Origin of the sequence: Dokdonella immobilis (assembly GCF_900115085.1) — a bacterium.
GTDB lineage: Bacteria > Pseudomonadota > Gammaproteobacteria > Xanthomonadales > Rhodanobacteraceae > Dokdonella > Dokdonella immobilis.
Genome location: NZ_FOVF01000034.1, coordinates 1 through 19,214, shown reverse-complemented (window position 1 = coordinate 19,214; position 19,214 = coordinate 1). Strand labels below are relative to the sequence as shown.

Annotated in this window: 15 protein-coding genes; 8 read left to right on the top strand and 7 right to left on the bottom strand. The window is 63.8% G+C overall.

Annotation, left to right across the window (positions count from 1 at the left end):
- Positions 1-344: 344 nt before the first annotated feature.
- Together BM125_RS17105 and BM125_RS17100 are read right to left on the bottom strand one after the other, a co-directional pair.
- Complete coding sequence (locus BM125_RS17105; protein ID WP_092410237.1) at positions 345-941, bottom strand: BLUF domain-containing protein; 597 nt, start codon at positions 939-941, stop codon at positions 345-347.
- A gap of 852 nt (positions 942-1,793) precedes the next feature.
- Positions 1,794-4,418: a peptidoglycan DD-metalloendopeptidase family protein gene (locus BM125_RS17100; RefSeq protein ID WP_092410235.1), complete on the bottom strand. Its 2,625-nt coding sequence runs from the start codon at positions 4,416-4,418 to the stop codon at positions 1,794-1,796.
- 264 nt (positions 4,419-4,682) lie between these two features.
- Here BM125_RS17100 and BM125_RS17095 point away from each other — a divergent pair, with 264 nt between their 5' ends.
- Both BM125_RS17095 and BM125_RS17090 read left to right on the top strand, forming a co-directional pair.
- Positions 4,683-5,039, top strand: a complete 357-nt coding sequence (locus BM125_RS17095; protein WP_092410233.1) for a hypothetical protein — start codon at positions 4,683-4,685, stop codon at positions 5,037-5,039.
- 233 nt (positions 5,040-5,272) lie between these two features.
- On the top strand, positions 5,273-6,367 hold the full coding sequence (locus tag BM125_RS17090; RefSeq protein WP_092410231.1) for a GGDEF domain-containing protein: 1,095 nt from the start codon (positions 5,273-5,275) through the stop codon (positions 6,365-6,367).
- Between the two features lie 27 nt (positions 6,368-6,394).
- Here BM125_RS17090 and BM125_RS17085 read toward each other — a convergent pair whose 3' ends face one another.
- Genes BM125_RS17085 through BM125_RS17075 form a run of 3 tightly spaced genes read right to left on the bottom strand, consistent with a single transcriptional unit; the run spans position 6,395 to position 10,283 of the window.
- On the bottom strand, positions 6,395-7,066 hold the full coding sequence (locus BM125_RS17085) for an SDR family oxidoreductase (RefSeq protein ID WP_092410229.1): 672 nt from the start codon (positions 7,064-7,066) through the stop codon (positions 6,395-6,397).
- Between the two features lie 55 nt (positions 7,067-7,121).
- Positions 7,122-8,714, bottom strand: a complete 1,593-nt coding sequence (locus tag BM125_RS17080) for a sulfotransferase family protein (protein WP_092410227.1) — start codon at positions 8,712-8,714, stop codon at positions 7,122-7,124.
- Between the two features lie 18 nt (positions 8,715-8,732).
- Entirely contained in the window at positions 8,733-10,283 is a 1,551-nt protein-coding gene (locus tag BM125_RS17075) for a choice-of-anchor J domain-containing protein (RefSeq protein ID WP_139225088.1), read from the bottom strand.
- A 995-nt stretch (positions 10,284-11,278) separates the two neighbouring features.
- On the opposite strand from BM125_RS17075, the gene BM125_RS17065 reads away from it, so the two are divergent.
- Together BM125_RS17065 and BM125_RS17060 are read left to right on the top strand one after the other, a co-directional pair.
- Positions 11,279-11,830: a hypothetical protein gene (locus tag BM125_RS17065; protein WP_092410221.1), complete on the top strand. Its 552-nt coding sequence runs from the start codon at positions 11,279-11,281 to the stop codon at positions 11,828-11,830.
- Positions 11,831-11,839: 9 nt separating this feature from the next.
- Positions 11,840-12,412, top strand: coding sequence for a hypothetical protein (locus BM125_RS17060; protein WP_092410219.1), 573 nt, complete (start codon positions 11,840-11,842; stop codon positions 12,410-12,412).
- A gap of 351 nt (positions 12,413-12,763) precedes the next feature.
- Here BM125_RS17060 and BM125_RS17055 read toward each other — a convergent pair whose 3' ends face one another.
- Entirely contained in the window at positions 12,764-13,687 is a 924-nt protein-coding gene (locus tag BM125_RS17055) for a collagen-like triple helix repeat-containing protein (RefSeq protein ID WP_092410217.1), read from the bottom strand.
- Positions 13,688-13,716: 29 nt separating this feature from the next.
- On the bottom strand, positions 13,717-14,478 hold the full coding sequence (locus BM125_RS17050) for a hypothetical protein (RefSeq protein WP_092410215.1): 762 nt from the start codon (positions 14,476-14,478) through the stop codon (positions 13,717-13,719).
- Between the two features lie 704 nt (positions 14,479-15,182).
- Between BM125_RS17050 and BM125_RS17045 the strand changes: the two genes are divergently transcribed.
- The 4 genes from BM125_RS17045 (at position 15,183) to BM125_RS17030 (ending at position 18,721) form a co-directional block, all read left to right on the top strand.
- Positions 15,183-16,865: a GspE/PulE family protein gene (locus tag BM125_RS17045; RefSeq protein WP_175498159.1), complete on the top strand. Its 1,683-nt coding sequence runs from the start codon at positions 15,183-15,185 to the stop codon at positions 16,863-16,865.
- Positions 16,866-17,229: 364 nt separating this feature from the next.
- Complete coding sequence (locus BM125_RS17040) at positions 17,230-17,589, top strand: ArsR/SmtB family transcription factor (RefSeq protein WP_092410211.1); 360 nt, start codon at positions 17,230-17,232, stop codon at positions 17,587-17,589.
- Positions 17,586-18,080, top strand: a complete 495-nt coding sequence (locus tag BM125_RS17035) for an SRPBCC family protein (protein ID WP_092410209.1) — start codon at positions 17,586-17,588, stop codon at positions 18,078-18,080. The genes BM125_RS17040 and BM125_RS17035 overlap by 4 nt, the downstream gene beginning before the upstream one ends.
- The gene (locus BM125_RS17030) at positions 18,077-18,721 is read left to right on the top strand and encodes a glutathione S-transferase family protein (RefSeq protein WP_092410207.1); all 645 of its coding nucleotides are present in this window, start codon (positions 18,077-18,079) and stop codon (positions 18,719-18,721) included. The genes BM125_RS17035 and BM125_RS17030 overlap by 4 nt, the downstream gene beginning before the upstream one ends.
- Positions 18,722-19,214: the final 493 nt, after the last annotated feature.

Genomic DNA, 19,214 nt, shown 5'->3' with positions numbered 1-19,214 from the left:
AGCGGTGTTCGCCAATGGCCGTAGCCGTGGCAACGTGGGCATCACGATGAACCGGAGCCGATGCCCGCACATTGACCTGCATCAACTGGAAGGAGGATGGGAAGACCCATCGGAGAAGGCGCATGATCGGAAGGGAGCGAATGCAGCAGAGCAGTCGCTGGGCTACCGATCGACCAAGGACGCTTGCGCGCACCAACGCCATCGTCGAGTGGCGTGTATTCCGGCGCAGCCAGGGAGGAAAGCCATCGAGCCGTCGCTGCAATGCGTCCAGCGAAATCCGCCCCGTCTGGCCGTCCGCACTTGCCTTTCAGAACCTCCCCTTTATACGTTCGCCCGGTCCGGGACTATCCGCCAAGGACGAGCCACGCGATGCAGGCAATCACGACCAGGGCCGCCGCACCGAACAGCATGGCAGTGCGTCCGGAATGGCCGCTCGCCGTTGCAGCGACGGGCTCCGGCAGACGGTTTCCCGAACGGCGATTGCCCGACGCATCGACCTGCAGCAGGTCGGCATCGGCCCCCTGGCGCAGCAAGGTGAGCATGGCCGAAATGGTCGACTCATCGAATTTCTCGGGCTCGAAGCGGGTCAGGCCGCGGCTGACCAGGAGGATCTGCACCTGCATCGCGTTTGGCACGAATTTCATGGCCCAGACCGAAAAGGACCTGGACTTGATCGGATGGCGTCCGAGCACCTTCATGCCCGTGTGCCGCGAGTCCTGACGGATGCGTTCGCAGACCTCGTCGAGCGCCTCGGCCTCGCCTTCCAGGCATTGAAAGAAGTTGCCGTCACCGAAATAGAGCGCACCGACCAGGCCCTGGCGCGGATTGTTCCTGCGCGACTGCATGAGGATCCGGGCGACCTCGCGGTTGATACCGCTGTCGTCCTGGACCTGGGCAAAGGTTGCGCGGCTCGAATAGACGAGGCGTTGCAGATTCGACATGGAAACCCTGCTCCTGATTGAAGTGTCGCTCGATCGAAATCGATGGGCCATCGTCGAATGCACCCGGCCCTTGCCGGGCTGGATCCGGTTCGACATGGCTTGATGCATGCGTGGCTGGCACGCAGGATCATGCGTGCGCGGCACGATCGGAGTGCCGGACGCGTCGGCGCGGCAAACTGGACGTTGCGCAGTTTCCTGCGCGCCAAAGCAAGCCCGGCAATCCGTGAGGACGTGCCGCACGCCAATTGGGGCTTGTGAGCCATCGCCATCCGGGACTCGCCACGTGCGGGCGAAGCCGTCTCCGTCACTCTTTAACGACAGTTCGGGCGTCCCTCGTTCGGGGCGCCCGATCCCGTCCGGACGTCATCGCTGACTCGCCAGCGCCCAGAAGTATGCTGTCGGGGCTGCTTTTGATGAAATCGATTGTTCCGATCGAACGAATAGCTTTCGACTATGAACGCCACTCCGCAGGCGCGCAGTTCGTGACATGGTCGGCCATCATAAGCACGCGATGGGCATCCACCGCGCGTATCTCCCTTGCTGCGCCAGCGCCCTGCGTTGCAGTGGTTCGATCGTCGCGTCGCGGACGTGGGCATTCGGCCCTGGCCTCGGCATGCACCCATGAAAGTTGCCGAAGGGGCCGATCGGTCCGCCGATTCCCGCGCCAAGATGCTGCTCGAGGGGCACCCGATGGGTGCCCCTTTTCGTTGCGGCAACGGACACGTTCCCTCTGGCGGCCACCCGGGCTTCCTGCGAATCCGGCGCGTCGAGTGCGCTGCGGCCAGCGCAAACAGCGGTTGCGCTTCAGCATCGGGCAGGCGCGTATGGCGCCGGGCCCAGAGGAGAACCCCGTCAGTTCAACGGCGGTGCCTCCCCGGAAATCCAAAGACGCGAACTGAACCCACCCGCATCGTCGAGCAAGGCGTTGCTGGCATGGTTGCGGAAACGCCAGGCCCAGGGATCGACGCCTTGCGGCGCCATCCAGCCCCACGGGTCTACCGTTGCGACGCTGGCATCGCGATCGTGCTGTCCGCCTTCGAAGCGGAATTCGAACGTGCTGCGGAAGGACAGGTTGCGATGGCGAACCACCGACAGGTGCAGGTGCTCGCCGGTCGAGGCACCCGTGGTGCCGACCCTTCCCAGGATCGTGCCGGCGCTGACCACGTCACCGCGACGCACCGCCGTATCCTGCATGTGCGCGTAATAGGTCGTGAAGATTTCCGCGTAGCGTCCCCCACCGACCTGGTGACGCACGAAGACCTCGCGCTGATAGGGATCCATGCCTGCCGGCGCGTACGGCGGGACGTGCCTCGGGACGGCCATGCTGACCCGCCCCGAAGCGGTGGCCACCACATAGCGCGAGCTGGTCACATCGATATCGACGGCCGGCTCATTGACCCCGGAATTGTCGTAGTTGCAGGTCGAGGGGACCGCATTCGGATTGCCGACGCTGCGCTGGCGACCGCGATTGTCGATCGCGCAGGCGTCGTAGGTTCCCGCAGGCTGGCCGAAGTCGGTTACATCGACCGGTATGTTGTACGGATCGTGGTTGAATGCCTGGGTGTTGCCGATTCCGGAGTGCGAACCGCTGTACGGTCGCGAAAAGATCGGAAGTTTGCCAGCGGTCGCCGTGAAAACGCAATTGCTGCGGCCCGCCGCGTCGGCAAACGCCTGGTCGAAGGGCTGCGTGCCGTTGCCGCCCCGCAGGGTGATGAAATTACCGCTGCAGGTGCCGATCACCCAATTCAGTCCGGCCAGCCAATACATGCCGGATCGTTCGATGATGGCGGTCGGATTGCTGTCGAGGAATACCTGGCAGGGATCGCTACCGGTGCCCTGCGGCAACAGTCCGAATCCCCCGCCGCTCGCGTTGCGCACGCTGCAATAATTGCCGAGGCCGATCGGCGTCTGCACCGCAGGAGTGGCCGAGGCGGAGGGCGGTATGCCGTCGTAGTCGAAATCGGCGCCGAAGAGGTGCTCGGTGGTGATTGCCGCAATCACTGGCGCGATCGGGCCGGGTTCATTCAGGTTTCCATCGCCATCGTGATCGAACACGAAACTCGGGTAGCGCTCGCGGTCCGCCACGAACAGCAGGTTGCCGTGATAGAGGATGGCATCGACCATCGCTTCGGCAACGCGAAAGCGGGTCGCATCGCTGACACCTCCCTGGGTCACTTCAGCAAGCGTATGGAACGCGATGCCGTCACTCGAATAGGCGTCGCTGCCGGATTCGACGACGCTGCCGTCGGCTTCGAAACGCATCGTCGCCGCATCGCTGCTGCCGTAAGTCGTTGCATCGTTTTCGCTGTTGTAGTGCGTTCCGAGCAGATAGAAGCTGCCATCGTCGCGCATCAGCAGTCGCCGCACGCGTGTTCCCCCGGATTCGCGTGGCGCCCCGCTGCCGAAACTCGAGAAGCGGAACGCCTTGCGTCCATCGCCATCGAAGGCGGAATCGAGCGTGCCACTGCTGCCACGGATGGCGAGCACGCAGCCGGACGGTTCGAGGCCCGCACTGAAATCGAGGCCGCAGGCGACCATCAGGCGGCTGCGGCCAGCATCCCAGGCGATGTCGTTGAGGGTCGGAGTCGCCGCCAGCGCACTGCCGTCGTCGACGATCAGTCGCCCCTGGTTGCCGAATCCGCTCACGAAATTGCCGGCCGAAGTCAGTTGGGTCAGGCCGTAGGATTGGTCTCCGCCGGAATCGGTGACGATGCCCCCGGCGACGATGTTGCCGTTGGGCAGCACGACCAACCGTGAGCAGCCGTCGCTGCGATCGCCGGCGACATTGAAGTCGATCTCGACATGGCCGGTTCCGCGGAAGCCCGTATCGAGTTGGCCGCTCGCATTGAATCTCACGATCAGCATGTTGCGGCTCGCACCGCGCTCCACCCAACCGCAGGCCAGCACGTTGTTGCCAACGGCGAGCACATGGTTGAGCCGGGTCTGCAGCCCCAGGAAGGGCGAAACGTTGGATAGCGCGAGCTTGCCGTCCGACGAAAAGCTCGTGTCGTAGGCGCCGCTCGACGTCAACCGCACGAGGAAGCCGCTGAGTCCGCTGCTGGACGCGCCCCACCCGGAAATCACGGCCCGATTGCTCGCGTCGACGTCGATCGCCGTGCACAGATCGACATCGTTGCCGCCCATGTCGGCCGCCACGCGCCGGGTACCTTCGAGTTCGTCCGGCCCCGTGTAGCTCATGTCGAGCAGGCGTGCATTGACCAGGTGCCGGGTCACCGCACAGTCGACGTTGCTGTTTCCGGTCTCGCGCCACTCGTTGAGCACGAGCAGGCGCTGCTGATGGTCCACGGCAATGCCATACGCATTCTGGCTGCTCAGATGTTCGCGCGTGATGTTGAGGAAGACACCGCTGGCCCGGTCCGGACCGAACGTGTCCCAGGTGGATCCGGTGCCGCTTTGCGCCTGCACGAACCCGCCGGCAGCCAAGGCGATCATCGATACCAACGGTCGAACATTCATGCTTGCACCCTTGCCAGAAACGGAACCCGGTGTTCCTGGCTGTTCACACGCAAACCGGCGGCAATAGGGGCCAGGCAGGCCGCTCGAGACCCGCGGCGGTCATCGGGCTCGATCGAGCCTGTCTCTCGCCCATGTCGACTGCGGAAGGAGGGATGCGTGCGCCGACGCACGGACTGCAGGCCGGTCGATGGCTCATTCACCTCGGGACAGGCTGAATTGAATGAGCGAGCAAATCGATTCGGGCCCGCCTCACGGCAGCGCATCGTGCTCTTCGCAAAGGGGCTGTTGCGCGAGAGGGACCATCAGTCGACCACGATCGCCTTCCTGCTCAAGCGTGGCGACATGCTTCGCGGCAGCCTCCTACATTTCCTTTCCGGCAAGCAGGACGTGCTGCTCGCTGTCCTGGATCTCCACCACCGCGGCGTCGACCGGATTCTGCTGGCGCCGGCTTGGAACGACGTCGCGGACCCTATCGAGCGCGTCTTCGCCTTGCGCGCCAGGGTTCGCGATCTGATCTTGCAGACCGAGTGCGGCTACAGCTGCCCGATCGGCAGCCTCGCCCAGCACGGCCCGACCCGCCGGAACGTGCGGCATCGACGGCGAATTCCACCGCCTGGATAGAAGACAGACTCGTCGATGCCCGGGCGCTGGCCCCGGTGCGCCGCTCGCATGCCTGCGCTGAACAGGCATCGGAGGCGTGCCGCCAACCACAGGGAACCCTGATGGCCCCATCTGCGCGGCGTTTCATCGCAAGTTGAGCACCAGTGCACGTTTTGCCGGGCTCGGATGGCCCGGATGATGCAGGTGCCAGGCAGGCCCCGATCGATCATGGGCCCTCCAGGCAGGCTACTCACATGTGGATGAAACGGATTCGCCAGGACTTCAATCTCGCCCTCGTCGTCACGTTCGGTGTGATCACCAACGTGATGATCCTCCCGTTTGCGGCATACCGCTTCCTTTCCGGCCAGAACCTTGCCGCCCTGATCGACTTGCTGATTGTCGCCTGCATCTCGCTCGGCGCGGTTCATGCCTATGTCAGCGGCCGTACGCAGGGGGCATCGCTGTTCCTCGCCGTGACCTACTCGATCGGCTGCATCGCGATCGCCTATGTGGCCGGCACGGCGGGTTCACTGTGGATGTACGCCGTGCTGCTCTCGAACTTCCTCCTTATCGAGCGCCTGCGCGCCGTCCTGATTTCCACATGTGCGATCGCTGCCGTTGCGGCGAGTCCACTGGCATTGCCCGAGTTGGCCCACAAGGCCGCGTTCGTCGGATCGAGCGTGGTCGTCAGCCTGTTTTCGTTCGCGTTTGCCTGGCGCACCGACGTCCAGCGCCAGCAACTCGAAAACCTGGCGACGCTGGACCCCCTGACCGGCGCCGGAAACCGCCGCGCCATGGGGGCGCAGATCAATGCCGCCTTGGCAGAGAGCGCTCGCAGCCGGAAGCCGCTCGGTCTGATCACGTTCGATCTCGACCATTTCAAGCAGGTCAATGACCGCTTCGGTCACGAGGCCGGTGACCACGTACTGGTCCAGGTCGCCAGCGTGGTTCGCCGCATCACACGCCGGGCCGACAGACTGTTTCGTCTCGGTGGCGAGGAATTCGCGTTGCTCATTCCGGATGCCGACGCGCAGGCACTGTGGGAGATTGCCGAGAAGGTCCGCGAGAGCCTGATGCGCGAAGTACGCTGCGGCGAATTTCCGATAACTGCATCGTTCGGCGGCAGCCTCCTGCGCGCGAATGAAAGCGAACGCCAGTGGCGCGAACGCGCCGACGCCGCCATGTACCGAGCCAAGCGCGAGGGACGAAACCGTTCGATAGTCGATGGCGTGTCGCGCCCCGCCAATGACAATCTCCTCGCCTCGGCAGGCGCACCGAGCGCACTGTCCGCCAACGAACGCCCGATCGATCTGGCCACCCGCCTCGGACCTGACAGGTTGGTTTGCTAGTCTGGGGTCCCGCAAGCTGCGCTTCGGCTACCAGGGCAGCGCGGCGCCCTTTGCATGGCGAAAGCTGCCAGTCTCGGCAAGTGTCAGCGCATCGAGGCGTTCGACCAGTTGTGCAGCGGCCGCATCCGGACTGATGTCACCGCCGCCACCTACCATCTCGGTCGCGACGTATCCCGGGTGCAGCAGTATCACCGCAATACCTCGGTCCTTGAGATCGAGCGCCAGGGACTTGCCGATCGCATTCACCGCCGCCTTGGACGCCCGGTAGCCATAGAAGCCGCCCGACCCGTTGTCTGCCACCGAACCCATGCGACTGGTGATGATGCCGACCTTGGCGCCACTGGCCAGGTGACCGGACAAGGCCTGCACCGTACGCAGGGGTCCGAGCGAATTGACCTCGAACTGCCGGCGCATGCGTTCGAACCCATCCTCGTCGATCTCGCCCAGGGATTCCTTCGACAGGATGCCGGCGTTACATATCAAGACATCGATGCGGGTTTCGCCGAGGCGCGTGGCCAGTGCGGCAAGCACCGCGCCGTCGGTGACGTCGACACCGGCCTCGACGCGCGCGCCGCTCGCCGCCAGTGCTTCGCTGCCTTCGCGGCACACGCCAATCACGTCATCGCCGCGTTCGCGGTATCGCTTCGCCAACGCCAGGCCAATGCCGCGGTTGGCGCCCGTGACAAGGATGGTAGCCATCGCAATCTCCTTGGGAGGAATGGACTTGCTGACGTGGCGACGATCCGTCCAGCGTTCAACCCGGTTCTGGTCCAGGCTCCCGCTGGAATCCGGATGACCGACAATCCAGCAGCGTCTGCAGCGGACCCAGCCATTTGGCATAGGGCTTCCAGCGGCCGATACTGCGCGAATGGATCGGGCGGCGCACCTGCATCGAACTGAGGGTATTGACCGGTGAATCGGACGATGCTGACGGCTCGAGCGCCGCCGGTGTCCAGTCCAGTCCGCAGAACTCGAAGACCCTGCGGCTGACCTGCTCGGGGTTGGTCACGAGGTCTTCATAATCCACGTCGAGCACGAAACCGGGGAAACTGCGCTGCCAGTGGCGCATCAGTTCGACGTAGTGCGCGTGGAAATGCGCCAGATCCTCGATGGTGTAGCTGTAACTGACCGAATCGGAAAACAGTTCACGCAGATTGGCAAAGCAAAGATCCATCGGATCACGGCGAAGGTGGATCACTCGTGCCTGCGGCATCGCGTCATGGATGAATCCGATCAGCTGGAAGTTGCCGGGCAACTTGTCGGTCACATGACTCGCGGCGCCGATGCGGCGCCGGCCCTCGGCGAAATAGCAGGTCGAAACCTGCCGCGTGTCCATGCTCGATGCGCGACTGATCAGGACTTCATCGAGCAGCGGCTGGCACCCGTGATCGGCCGCCTGGCGCAGCGCGCCGCTCAACCGCTGCGATTCACCGTAGGCGAATACACCCGGATGGGCGGCGAGCATGCGCTCGAGCAGTGTCGTGCCCGATCGGTGCATGCCGACGATGAAGATCGGAACCGGATCACGGCTGACGTGCGCCGCGGGCGACCGGGCCAACGGAAACCGTTTCCTGAGCGCGGCAAAGAGTCGCTCGCTCGCGACGGGATCGTACGCCGCTTGCTTGCGGGCCTGACGACAGCCTTCCATCAACGCCTGCCAGGCAGCGCCCACATCGCCGGCACGGTCGAGTTCCTGGAACAAGGCGAACTGAAGCAGCGCACTGTCCGCCGCGCGCGCGCACGTCGCGATGCGTCGACGCAGGCGTTCGACACGCCCAGGTTCCGGATCCTGCGTGTCGAGGCGAGCCAGCAACCAGTGCGCGGTAGCCGAATCCTCTGGCCCATCAACGACCTGGTCGAGGTCGGCGCGTGCACCGTCAAAGTCACCAGCGTAGCTGCGGATCAAAGCCCGATTGACCCGACAGATGCCGCTCGAAGGTGACTTCGCGACGGATTCCTCCACCCAGTCGAGGGCCGGGGCATGCAATCCGATCGAACTGAGCGCGGCCGCGATCCGCGCCTGGTCCTCGGCAGGCACCGCAGCCCGGGCGGGGAACGAGGCGATCCATGTATCCAGCGCATCGTGCGCAATGAACACCCGCAGGCAATTGACGACATCGAGGGCGAGTGCGCCTGGACACTCCAGCGTCGCCACGGCATTCAGCGCGCGGGCACGCGCCTGGCAGTAGCGACCCTGGAGCTGTTCGATACGCGCGAGCACCAATTCCGGCTCGAGCAGGCCTGGATGGCCTGCTCGCCACAACGCAAGCACTTCCAGGGCCTGCTCGGTCCGCCCCTCGGCCATGTGACGCTCGAGGCGGCTCCGGTAGCGCTCGACGCTCGGCATCCGCCGTGGATGTCCGTGTCAGCGCGGAACGCGCGGAACGAGCTGCGTCGGCGCGGCCCTTCGGGTTGGCCGCGTCGGTGCCGCCATGCGCGGCGCTGCCGCAGGCGAATCGGCCGTCTCGAAGCCATCCTTGAACAGGGAAAATTCGCTGAGCAGCGAAACGTCCGGCGTGATTAGATACTGGTTGCCGAAATCCTCGGGATGCGCCCATCCGCCGAGGGGATTGGTTGGCCAGTCGATCCATCCAGCACCTGCCTCGTAACGCTGCGCGCTCACGAACAGGGGCATCGCCGGCCCACTCATCGGCTCGGACACGGTGATCACGTATCTCCCCGGCACCAGAACCTGGGCTCCTCCGGAAAATGGCGCGTCATAAGCGCCACCAGCGTTCGTGCTCAGCACAGGAGTCGTCGAGGCCAGCAGGCTGCCCGGCTTGCCGGTCGACGTGTCGAATTCCCTCAGGTTGGCGACCAGGTTGCGTCCGGCCCATTCCGGATCGGGCGGAACCGCGGGCTCGACGGCATTCATGGCAAAACGAATGCCTTCGAATGTCGACGTCGTCTGCAAATCGAACTGCACGCCGATTTCCCCGCCACTGCCGGCGCCAATGCCCAGCACCGAAGTCGGCGGCAGCTCGTGCCGTGCGAATTCGTTGCCACCGACAGCCGTTGGAACCGACTCGATCACGTTGTCGAGCAGACTGATTTCCGAGGACGATTGGGCCGAGCTCAAGCTGTATTCGATCGACCAGACACCATTGCCATCGAAGGTATGGCCGATCGGAAACGTGACCGGTTGAGCGGCACCGATCGGCAAGGAGGCAATGACGTCGGAGATGATCGGCGTCCCGAATGCCACGCCATCGCGCTTGATCGTGGCTGTCGCGACGACATCGGTCAGATCCGCGCCACCGACGTTCAGCGCTCTGACCCCAAGCCGGGCATCGACCTGAGTGCCCTCGGAAACGCGTGGATAGGGCGAGCTGACTGCCGCCACGCTCGCCGACAAGTTGGGCGTGGCATCGACGACCTTGACGTCGTCGATGATCAACAGGAATTTGTCGTTCGAGTTGTTGCGGAATCCGAAATAGACCTGTTGTCCGCCGAACCCAGAAAGACCCACGGCATGCTGCGTCCAGGCGGACTGTTCGGCGGCCACCGAAAACAACGTCGTGCTGTTGGTGATCTGGTTGCCGATGGTGCCCGTGCCGCCGGTCGGCGGGCCATTCGCTGCCTGCATAACACGGACTTCATAGCCATCCGGGTAGGCCGGATCGTAGGCTACGGCTCGCCACGACAACGTGGCAGACCCGGCCGGAACGGAAATCAGGGGTGTCCACATCCAGTCGTTCGCCGCACCGGCTGGCGAGTACCACGAAGTACTGAAGGCCGCGCACTCGGTGACATCGAAGTTGAAGTCCTCGCGAACTTCCCAGGCTTCATTGACATAGGCGACCGAAGCATCCGGGACGCGATTGTCGACGTTGCGTTTGACCCAGCCCACCGGAAACGGGTAGGTACCCGCACCACCGGGGAAGTCCCCGGTATTGCACCCGGGTCTGGGATTCATCGGATCCGAGATATCGAAATTCTGATAGAAGACCTGTGCGTGCAATGAACTTGAAGCGCCGAACGCAACAACGATGGACGTGGCAAGAAGACGGCGCATTGGAACATGGATCATGTTGTTTCCCCTGGGAACGTAGGTGTCGCCCGCCTGAGCATACTTGATCACTGTCTTTTGCAACGCATGCCCGAGGATCGGTACCCGCGAAAACTCCCCCATGACCCGGAGCCCTTGGATCAGTCCGATCAGGGAAAGTCGTTCTTTGCACCGTCTTCAGCAGATCGCGCAGGCGAACGACCTCTTCGCGCACGGTGATCTGATTACCCAGCGCGTGGACCTGGCTGCGTCGAATGGCACTGAGCGCGCCAAGGACTTCCGGATCGGCGTGCAAGTCGGCGGGATTTTCCAGGACCTCGAACAGGTCGGCATTCATCATGTCGGCCTCGGTCCTGCCATCATGAACGGCGCTGGTGGGATCAACGCGGACGTGGCGAACGACCGCCAGCATGTGCTGGGAGCTATCATCCACCATCATCTCGATGTCGCCACGGATGACGGCCACCGTATCGCGGCAAGCGGCCAGACCTGCCCGCAAGGTGGCATCGGAAATGAGATCGAGCTCCCCCTGGAGAGCAGCTCGTCAACCGTGTCCACATGCCGGGAGCCAATCCCTAAGGCATGTGGATATCAAGGGCCCATTGGCGCCGCCATCCGGCTGCAAGCCCCGCAGGCGATGGGCGGGAGATTCGCAAAGAAGCACAACATCCATGACCCGTGCTGTCCCTCCAGCCCGACCAACCCGAGCCGGGTGCGGAAGTCCGCCATGGACGGTTCGCGGCTGGCCCCTTCCCGCTGGTACCCGGCCATACCATCGAACCCCACCCGAAATACTGGCCAGGCGGCCAAAACGTCGCAGCTACGCTATACCGCTTGCAAGCGGGCCCCCTTGCGAGTATTGGTGCCGTCCAAGGCGTGTGTACCGACCTGGGGGAAATCGCATGGCCGCTCTTTCTATCCGTACCCTGCTCCTGACTGCCGCCACGGCAGCGCCGATGTTTCTTTCAATCGGAATCGCACGCGCGGAGGGGCCTCCCCAGGCGCCCGCCCAGCAAACCCTCAAGAGTGAAATCGAGGGCGGCAATACCAGGGAGATCAAGGCGCCGGCCGGCGCAGCGGTGCCGGATGTCCCGACAATATCTTTCATCGAATCGCCAACGGCCACCTGCTACCAGCCCGACCACACGCAGGACACCTGCTACATCAATTGGTATTACCTCGCCGTCAGCGCGGATCCGAATTACATGGTCTCGATGCAGGCCGAGATCAACGTGTTCGGCAAGGTCGCCCGCTATTCTGGATTTTTCCAGACTTCCATGTATGTCCCGTTCAACATGCATGATCGCGGATTCAAGGTTGCCTGTGGAGGTCTCGGCGCAGGCGGCGATCCCGAATTCGGCAACGCCTACGCCTATACGATCCGAGCCAAGGACAGCGCTGCGTTGACGTCGGCGAATTACGGAACAGTGTTCTGCCCCGCCTACACGCCGTGAGGCATCCCGATGCAAGCAGATGAAGGGATCAGGTTCGGGCGGATCAGGCTGTTCGGCGGAACGTTGCCGCTGCTCTTGCTGAGCGTTGCCTGCGGCGGCTTGATGCCGGTGGTGGCGCCGGCGGCCGGCCTCTGGGACACCGGATTCCAGGATGAACCCCATCGCGAGCGCAGCGAGCCGCCGGGCGTTCCCACCATTTCCTTCATCGACAGCCCGACGGCGCAATGCTACGGCCCGATGGACGAAGTGGACGCGTGTTATGTGAACTGGGGATCCCTGCAAGTCTCGGCAACTGCGCCGCAGTACATCGAGCGCATGACCATCATGATCGATGGACGCATTCGCGCCTACTACGCCGGTTTCTTTCAGACCTCGATGACCGTACCCCCTGGCATGCACGCCGAGGGATTCAAGGTTGCCTGCGGGTACCCCGGCGCGGGCGGGGATCCGGCCTTCGGTAACCAATACGCCTATGAAATCCGCGCTCGCGAGACGGGAGGACTGTCCTCGGCCAATTTCGGATCGGTGCTCTGTCCCTTCGACTATCGTATCGATCTGATCTTTCGCCACGGCTTCGAGTAGGACTGCCCTGCGGCGCGGCTGCTTGCGAACCACACACGGACTCCGCCCTGGCGCTCGATGCTGCGGCGACACATCCCTCGATGAGCACTGGGCGGGCCTTTTGAAAAGCTCGAAGCGTTTCGACCCCGAGCTGGGGCACGCAACCGATGCTGTGTATCACCCATCGAATGGAGCAGCCATCATGGTCTCCATCGGGATTGCCAAAGCCGAAACCTTGGCGCAAGGGCTGCCACCATCGATACGCCGCGCGAGGCGAACCCGGTCCTGGTGTTCACATCACACTCCAACATCATGCGCTCGGTCGCACCAAGCGCCGGCAAGCTCCCGGCGACGCCACGAACGTGCGAAGTGTCAGTTGCTGCAATAGACCTCGGCCTGCATCTGCGTGCCACCTGAGCTGCCAATGCCACAGGTCCAGGTGGTAGCGCTGCTGCGGAACGATGAGGAGATCAGGTCGTTGGCTGGATCGGATTTGCAGCCACCGCTGATGGCGACGCCGGTCAGGCAGGTCGCGACGATCGTATTGCCTCCAGCCACCGTGGTACCGCTATTGCTATAGGTCGTCAGCGATATCGACGCGATGGATCCGGTCGCGCCCGTGGCGCCGGTTGCGCCCGTGGCACCTGTCGGTCCTGCAGGACCCTGTGCGCCGGCTGGCCCCGCCGGTCCCGTGGCACCCGCCGGGCCAGTCGATCCGGGCGCACCTGTCGCACCCGTCGCTCCGGCCGGACCGGCCAAACCCGTCGCACCGGTGGCGCCTGTTGCACCCGCGGGTCCGGTCGCGCCGGCAGCGCCACTGGATCCCGTCGCACCCGTTGCGCCCGCCACGCCCGCCGGTCCCGTGGCGCCCGTAGCCCCCGTCGCGCCAGCTAATCCGGTTGCGCCTGTAGCACCGGTGGCGCCGATCGATCCTGTCGCGCCGGTCGGACCAACAGGTCCCACGGCTCCGCCGGGACCCGTGGCCCCGGTTGCGCCGGTGGGGCCCGCCGGGCCGGTAGGTCCGATGAGGCCGCCGTTGGAACAGGGACCGACTGCGCCGCTCGCGCCGTCGAAGCACATCGGGCTGGTCCAGGCGGTCGCCGTACCGATATGGACAATGCTCAGATTTCCCGACGCATCAACCGTAAACAAGGGCGAACCGCCGCTCGCATTGACCGCAAATCCGCCTCCAGCCGCCGGGGTCACATTGACGTCCTGGGCAGCGACGGCCTGGATGCCCAGCGTTGCTGCGATGGTGAAAGCCAACGACGAGCGGCGAACGGAGAACATGGACATGGCCGACTCCGGAAATAACGAGGGAATGATCAGTCGAGGAACTGGCTGCGGCGCCTGGCCACGAGTGCTACAAGAGCCAACGCGAGCAACAGTGCGCCGAAGGAGGACAACGTGGGTATTTGCGCGGCCTCGACCAGGGGCGTATTGCCAAACCAGCCGACATCGTTGCCTGCACCGCCCTGATTCGTTTCGTCCGGAGCCAGAGGCTGGCCGATCGCATGCACATCGGACACGCCGACGAAATGGATATCCTGGGAGCCACCCGGCAACAGGTTGAAGAACGCCACCTGCCCTGCGGCGGAACTCGTGATCTGTATCGGCAGAGCGGCCGTTCCCAGGATGCGCAGGAGGCCATCGAATTCCTGCGTGCTGCCCACCGCGAAGGCGTGCGTCTTGCCCGCGGCACTGACGAACGCCGCATCATGGAAGCGGGTATTGCCACTGTAATTCGAGAGCGCTTCCGCACCGTCTTCGAAGGTCACGAGGCTGCTGCCGGGCACGAAGACGCCGGCATTTGACCAATCGCCCGAAACGCTGAGTGAGCCAGTTCCGGCATCAATCACGCCACTGGCCGCTATCGCGATGCCATGGCCGGCGTCGATCGCCCCTGCCCCGATCGACAGCGATCCTCCCACGACCAGGTCGTTGCCGCCCAAATCGATGCTACCGCCATTCAATTGCACTGCTGCGCCGACAGGAACCGTGACCTGCGCATGCGCAGCCGCCGAAAGAAGCAGGAAGGTCAAACAGGAGAAGCGAAAATTCATGCGCCAATTGATCATCTGGATCATTCTGAAGTTCGACAGGTTGGAGTCTATAGACGGCAGCCATGCAAGACAAGAATGCACAAAAATTCGCATCATCGGTCGCATAGCCCGACAAGGGCCATGCAAGGTGACTCCGCCAGATCTGCCGGCGCCAGCCTCGATCAGTGACGAGCCCAGGCGGCGCATGGGCCGCCCGTTCGATTCGACAACGCGGACAAACGCTCGATCGGGCAGGCGGCCAAGTTCTTCGACTGACGCCCCGCTGTCGCACGACGTCTTCTGCGGTCGAAGACTATCCCGATCTGATCGACTGGACAGCACGCCTCACTCACGTCGACCAGGGTGACGTCACGGAAATCACTGAGCTCCGCAACCTCCGAAAGCCGGGGCTGACCGAGCCCCAATGGCATCAGCGGATGCACTACTCGGGAGGGAGATCTTGGGGAGACATCAGGACCGGCCAGTCACTGCTCGAGAAGGCCGCCGCCATCGACCGATCCAGGCATGACGGGTCAGCTCAACGCTTTTCGCCCGGCCTGCGCTTTCGCCCATTGCGACAAGGAGGGCCTGGCCCCGTTCTTGCTATGTCCCGCAGGGGCCCGGGAGATCGCTTCACACTGCCTCGAGTCCCCACAGTCAAAAACCCGCTCGGTCCGCAATCGGCCGGAACTGATCACCCCATCGAAACGAACAGCACCGCCAGCCTGCAGACGCGAACCGGACCTTCAATGACCCGCGACATCCTCACGATCAAACCCCCTTTGCTGGCCGACGCCACCGCCCTGGATGACTATCTGGGCAACTTTCCGAACGTCTATGCCGAGAGGGCCTACCCGGCGATCGACCTGAAGGCCTGGCTGGCACTTGGGGAAGATGCTGGCGAACCGACCTACGCAATCGCGCAATGCCTCGGTCTGCCGCTTGTGCGACTCGAACGGATTTCGGCCCAAACCGACGCCCTGGCTCTGATTCCTCCCGATCTCGCCCGCCGCCTGCGCGCGGTCCCTCTGCGCCTGCACAAGGGTTTGCTGGCTGTGGCCATGGAAGACCCCAGCGGACCGGATGCCCAGCGCCTGCTCGACTTTCTGAGCCGTGAGAGGGTCCTGCCATTGGTCGCCTCTCCGTTGCAGATCCGCGAGGCCATCGCGCGGCATTACGACCAGGTGGAAGATCGTGCCATGGCCCTGCAACTCGGCCTCGACACGGACATCATCGATGCGCAGTCGCCGAGCGAGCAGGAAGCACAGCGTCTCGCCCTCGAGATGCCGGTCGTGAGCATGGTCCATACGCTGATTGCCGACGCGGTCAGCCGACGTGCATCGGACATCCACTTGCGCCCCGGAGAGACTGCAACCGACGTGCTTTTCCGGATCGACGACGAGCTCGTTCCGGTGCGCCGTCTGGCACGCGCCCTGAATCCCGCTGTGGTCAGCCGGATCAAGGTCCTCGCGGGAATGAATCTCGCCGAGCACCGGCGGCCGCAGGACGGTCGCACCACATTCCACATCGATGAGGCACGCAGCGTCGACCTGCGCATCTCGCTGCTTCCAACGGTGTTCGGAGAGAGCATCGTCATCCGCCTCCTCGACACGACCGAGAGCCTCTGGAACCTCGACGAACTCGGCCTCAGCGAATCCGACCGAGGGCGTGTCGAGGATGTCATGGCACGCAGTCACGGCATGTTCCTCGCCACCGGACCCACCGGTTGCGGGAAGTCGACAACGCTCTACGCCATGCTGATGGAACTGCGCAAGCAGCGCATCAACATTCTCACCATCGAGGATCCGGTCGAGTTCCATATCGCCGACATCCAGCAGATGCAGGTCAACCGCGCTGCCGGATTCACCTTCGCCAGTGCCATGCGCAATTTCCTCCGCCACGATCCCGACGTGATCATGGTCGGGGAAATCCGCGATCGCGAGACCGCCGACATCGCCGTCGAGAGCGCGCTGACCGGCCACCTCATGCTGAGCACCCTGCACACGAATACCGCGGCTACAACCGTCACCCGCCTGCTCGACCTTGGCGTGGAGTCCTATCTGCTGCGCACCTCACTGCTCGCCGTGATCTCGCAACGACTGGTGCGCCTGACCTGCCAGCATTGCCGAATCGAGGAAGCCGTGGACATGCATGTTCGCGAAACGCTGGGCGTCGCTGCCGATGAGAAATTCCAGATCGGCCGCGGCTGCCATCACTGCGAGGGGCTCGGCGTATTCCGCCGCCAGGCCGTGTATGAACTGATGGTGATGACGCCGCGATTGCGCCGTCTCATCGTGCCCGGTGCCGATGCCGATGCCCTGCACGAAGCGGCCATCGCCGAAGGCATGATCCCGATCACGCAGGCTGCTGTGGCCCTGGCGCGAAGCGGCGCGATCTCGTTGACCGAGGCCTGGCGGGTTCGCGCGGAGTGAACGGCTGCGAGAGTTCGCCTCTTGCCGCGCAAAGCCGCATCAACCTGCAGTGCGCAGCATGGCCGGGGTCAGGTTGGACGACTCCCGATCTCCCCGACAGCTCAATTGCACTCTGGTCGGAAGGCTGGACAGGTGGCAACGCAAGGCGCGATTCAGGCCGTCCAGGAATCAGGGACGTGCCGAATCGCACCACCACTCGGCGCGCAGGCCCTGCAACGATCGGGCGTCGCAGAAGAACGGCAACTGACCTGAAAAGTGCAACCTGACCCGGGTACTGCGATTGGACCCGATCCAGCAATTCAAGACCTGAGCGCTTTTCCCATTGATATTGACGAACGGAGTAACCGGGCCTATATTCACCTCTATGGGTGAATATAGATCCAGTCAGCTCGACGAACTTTTCGGCGCCATTGCCGATCCGACCCGCCGCGCCATCCTCGACCGCCTCGCCAGCGGCGAAGCGCGCGTCACCGAGATCGCGGCGGATTTCCCGATCTCGCTCAATTCGGTGTCCAAGCACCTGCGCATGCTCGAACGCGCCGGCCTGGTCGTGCGCCGCGTGCGAGGCCGCGACCACCACCTCAGCCTCAACGCCGAGCCCCTCAACGCCGCCGCGGAGTGGATCGAACACCACCGCCAGTTCTGGGAACAGAGCCTGGCCGGCCTCGAACAATTCGTCACGCGCAAGCCGCGCAAGAAAATCCAAAGGAGTTCGCGCCAATGAATGCCGTACACAAGCCATCGCCCCGCTCCGTCGAGTTCCCGCCACCGGCCGGCGCCAGCACCGCGCCCGTCAGCGTCCATGTGCGACGTCGCATCGCCGCACCCGCGCAGGCGCTGTTCGACGCCTGGCTCGACCCGGCGGCGATCGCCGCATGGATGCGCCCCTTCGACACGGTGCGCACCGAGGCGCAGGCCGACCCAGTGGTGGGAGGCAGCTACCGCATCGACATGGTCCAGCCGGACGGCGCCCTGGTCGAGCACGTGGGCACATACGTGCAGATCGATCCGCCACGTCGCCTGGTGTTCACCTGGGCTTCGCCGGCCACCCAGCACAAGGATTCCCTGGTCACCATCGAATTCATCGAATCGGACGGTGCCACCGAAGTGTCGCTGACGCACGAGCAGCTTCCCGAATACATGGCGCAGGCACATGTCGGCGGCTGGACGAGCGCACTCGAAAAGCTGGCTGCACGCTTTGGGTCGGCGGCATGAGCCAGCTCGTCCTCTACACCTTTGACTGGGTCCCCGAACCGCCGCGCGGTTACGTGCGCGACCTGCGCGTTCGCTGGGCGCTGGAAGAAGCCGGCCTGCCCTATCGTGTCGAGTCCGTGTCTTTTCGCGCGCGCGGCGCCGAACACTTCGCGCACCAGCCTTTCGGCCAGGTGCCCTGGTTGACCGATGGCGACCTGTCGATCTTCGAAAGCGGCGCCATCCTGCTGCACCTGGGCGAGCGCAGTGAGAAGCTGATGCCTCCACAAGCCCAGCGTCGCAGTGAAGTGAAGCAGTGGTTATTCGCCGCACTCGCATCTGTAGAGGCGGCGAGCCAGCCATGGTCATTCTTCAAATTTTCCAATGCCCAGCCGGACACGCCGATGTTCAGGATGTTCGAGGACTTCCTGCAGGTACACCGCCTTCCCCACATGGAGAAAGTGTTGGCCGATCGCGAATGGCTGGCCGGTAGCTTCTCCGTCGCGGACATCCTGATGGTGGACGTGCTGCGCCTGGTCAACCGCTTCGAGGGCCTCCAGTCGTTTCCGGCCTGCCGCGACTACGTGGCTCGTGCCACCGCACGCCCGGCATTCCTCAAGGCCCATTCGGACCAGATGGCGCACTTCGCAGCGGCGGACAATTAGGGAGGACCGAATTCAGCCTACACCGCCTCCAGCGACGCGCTGGCTCAAGAGACGCATGCTTTGTGGATGCCAGCCCACCTCGGCTTGCGCTCATGCAGTGCCTTGAAGCTGCGGCGACAAGCTCGCGTCAAGCCCAGCACGACGAACCGGGACATATATGGACGCCTCCTCCAGGTCAAGCCATCGCGATGAAGAGGATCGGTGCTCGGACATATATTCGGCGTCGTGGTTGAGGCTGGATTTGCCTCGCGCCGTGATGAGCTTCGATCCTGAGTGGCCCAAACACCCACGCGTGCTCATGGCACTTGTCCCGGTAGGGCTCTTCTCAGGAACGGTGACCGTTTCATTCATCAGGTTGGCCGGACTCGGTTGAACGAATTCCTCTGTGTTTGATTGCGCGTGATGTCTAACGAGCAGGTTGCGGACGGAATGCTTTGCGTTGATCGAAAGAAGCTTCACCGGCAAGCACGGCCCAGACGATTCGAATCATCTT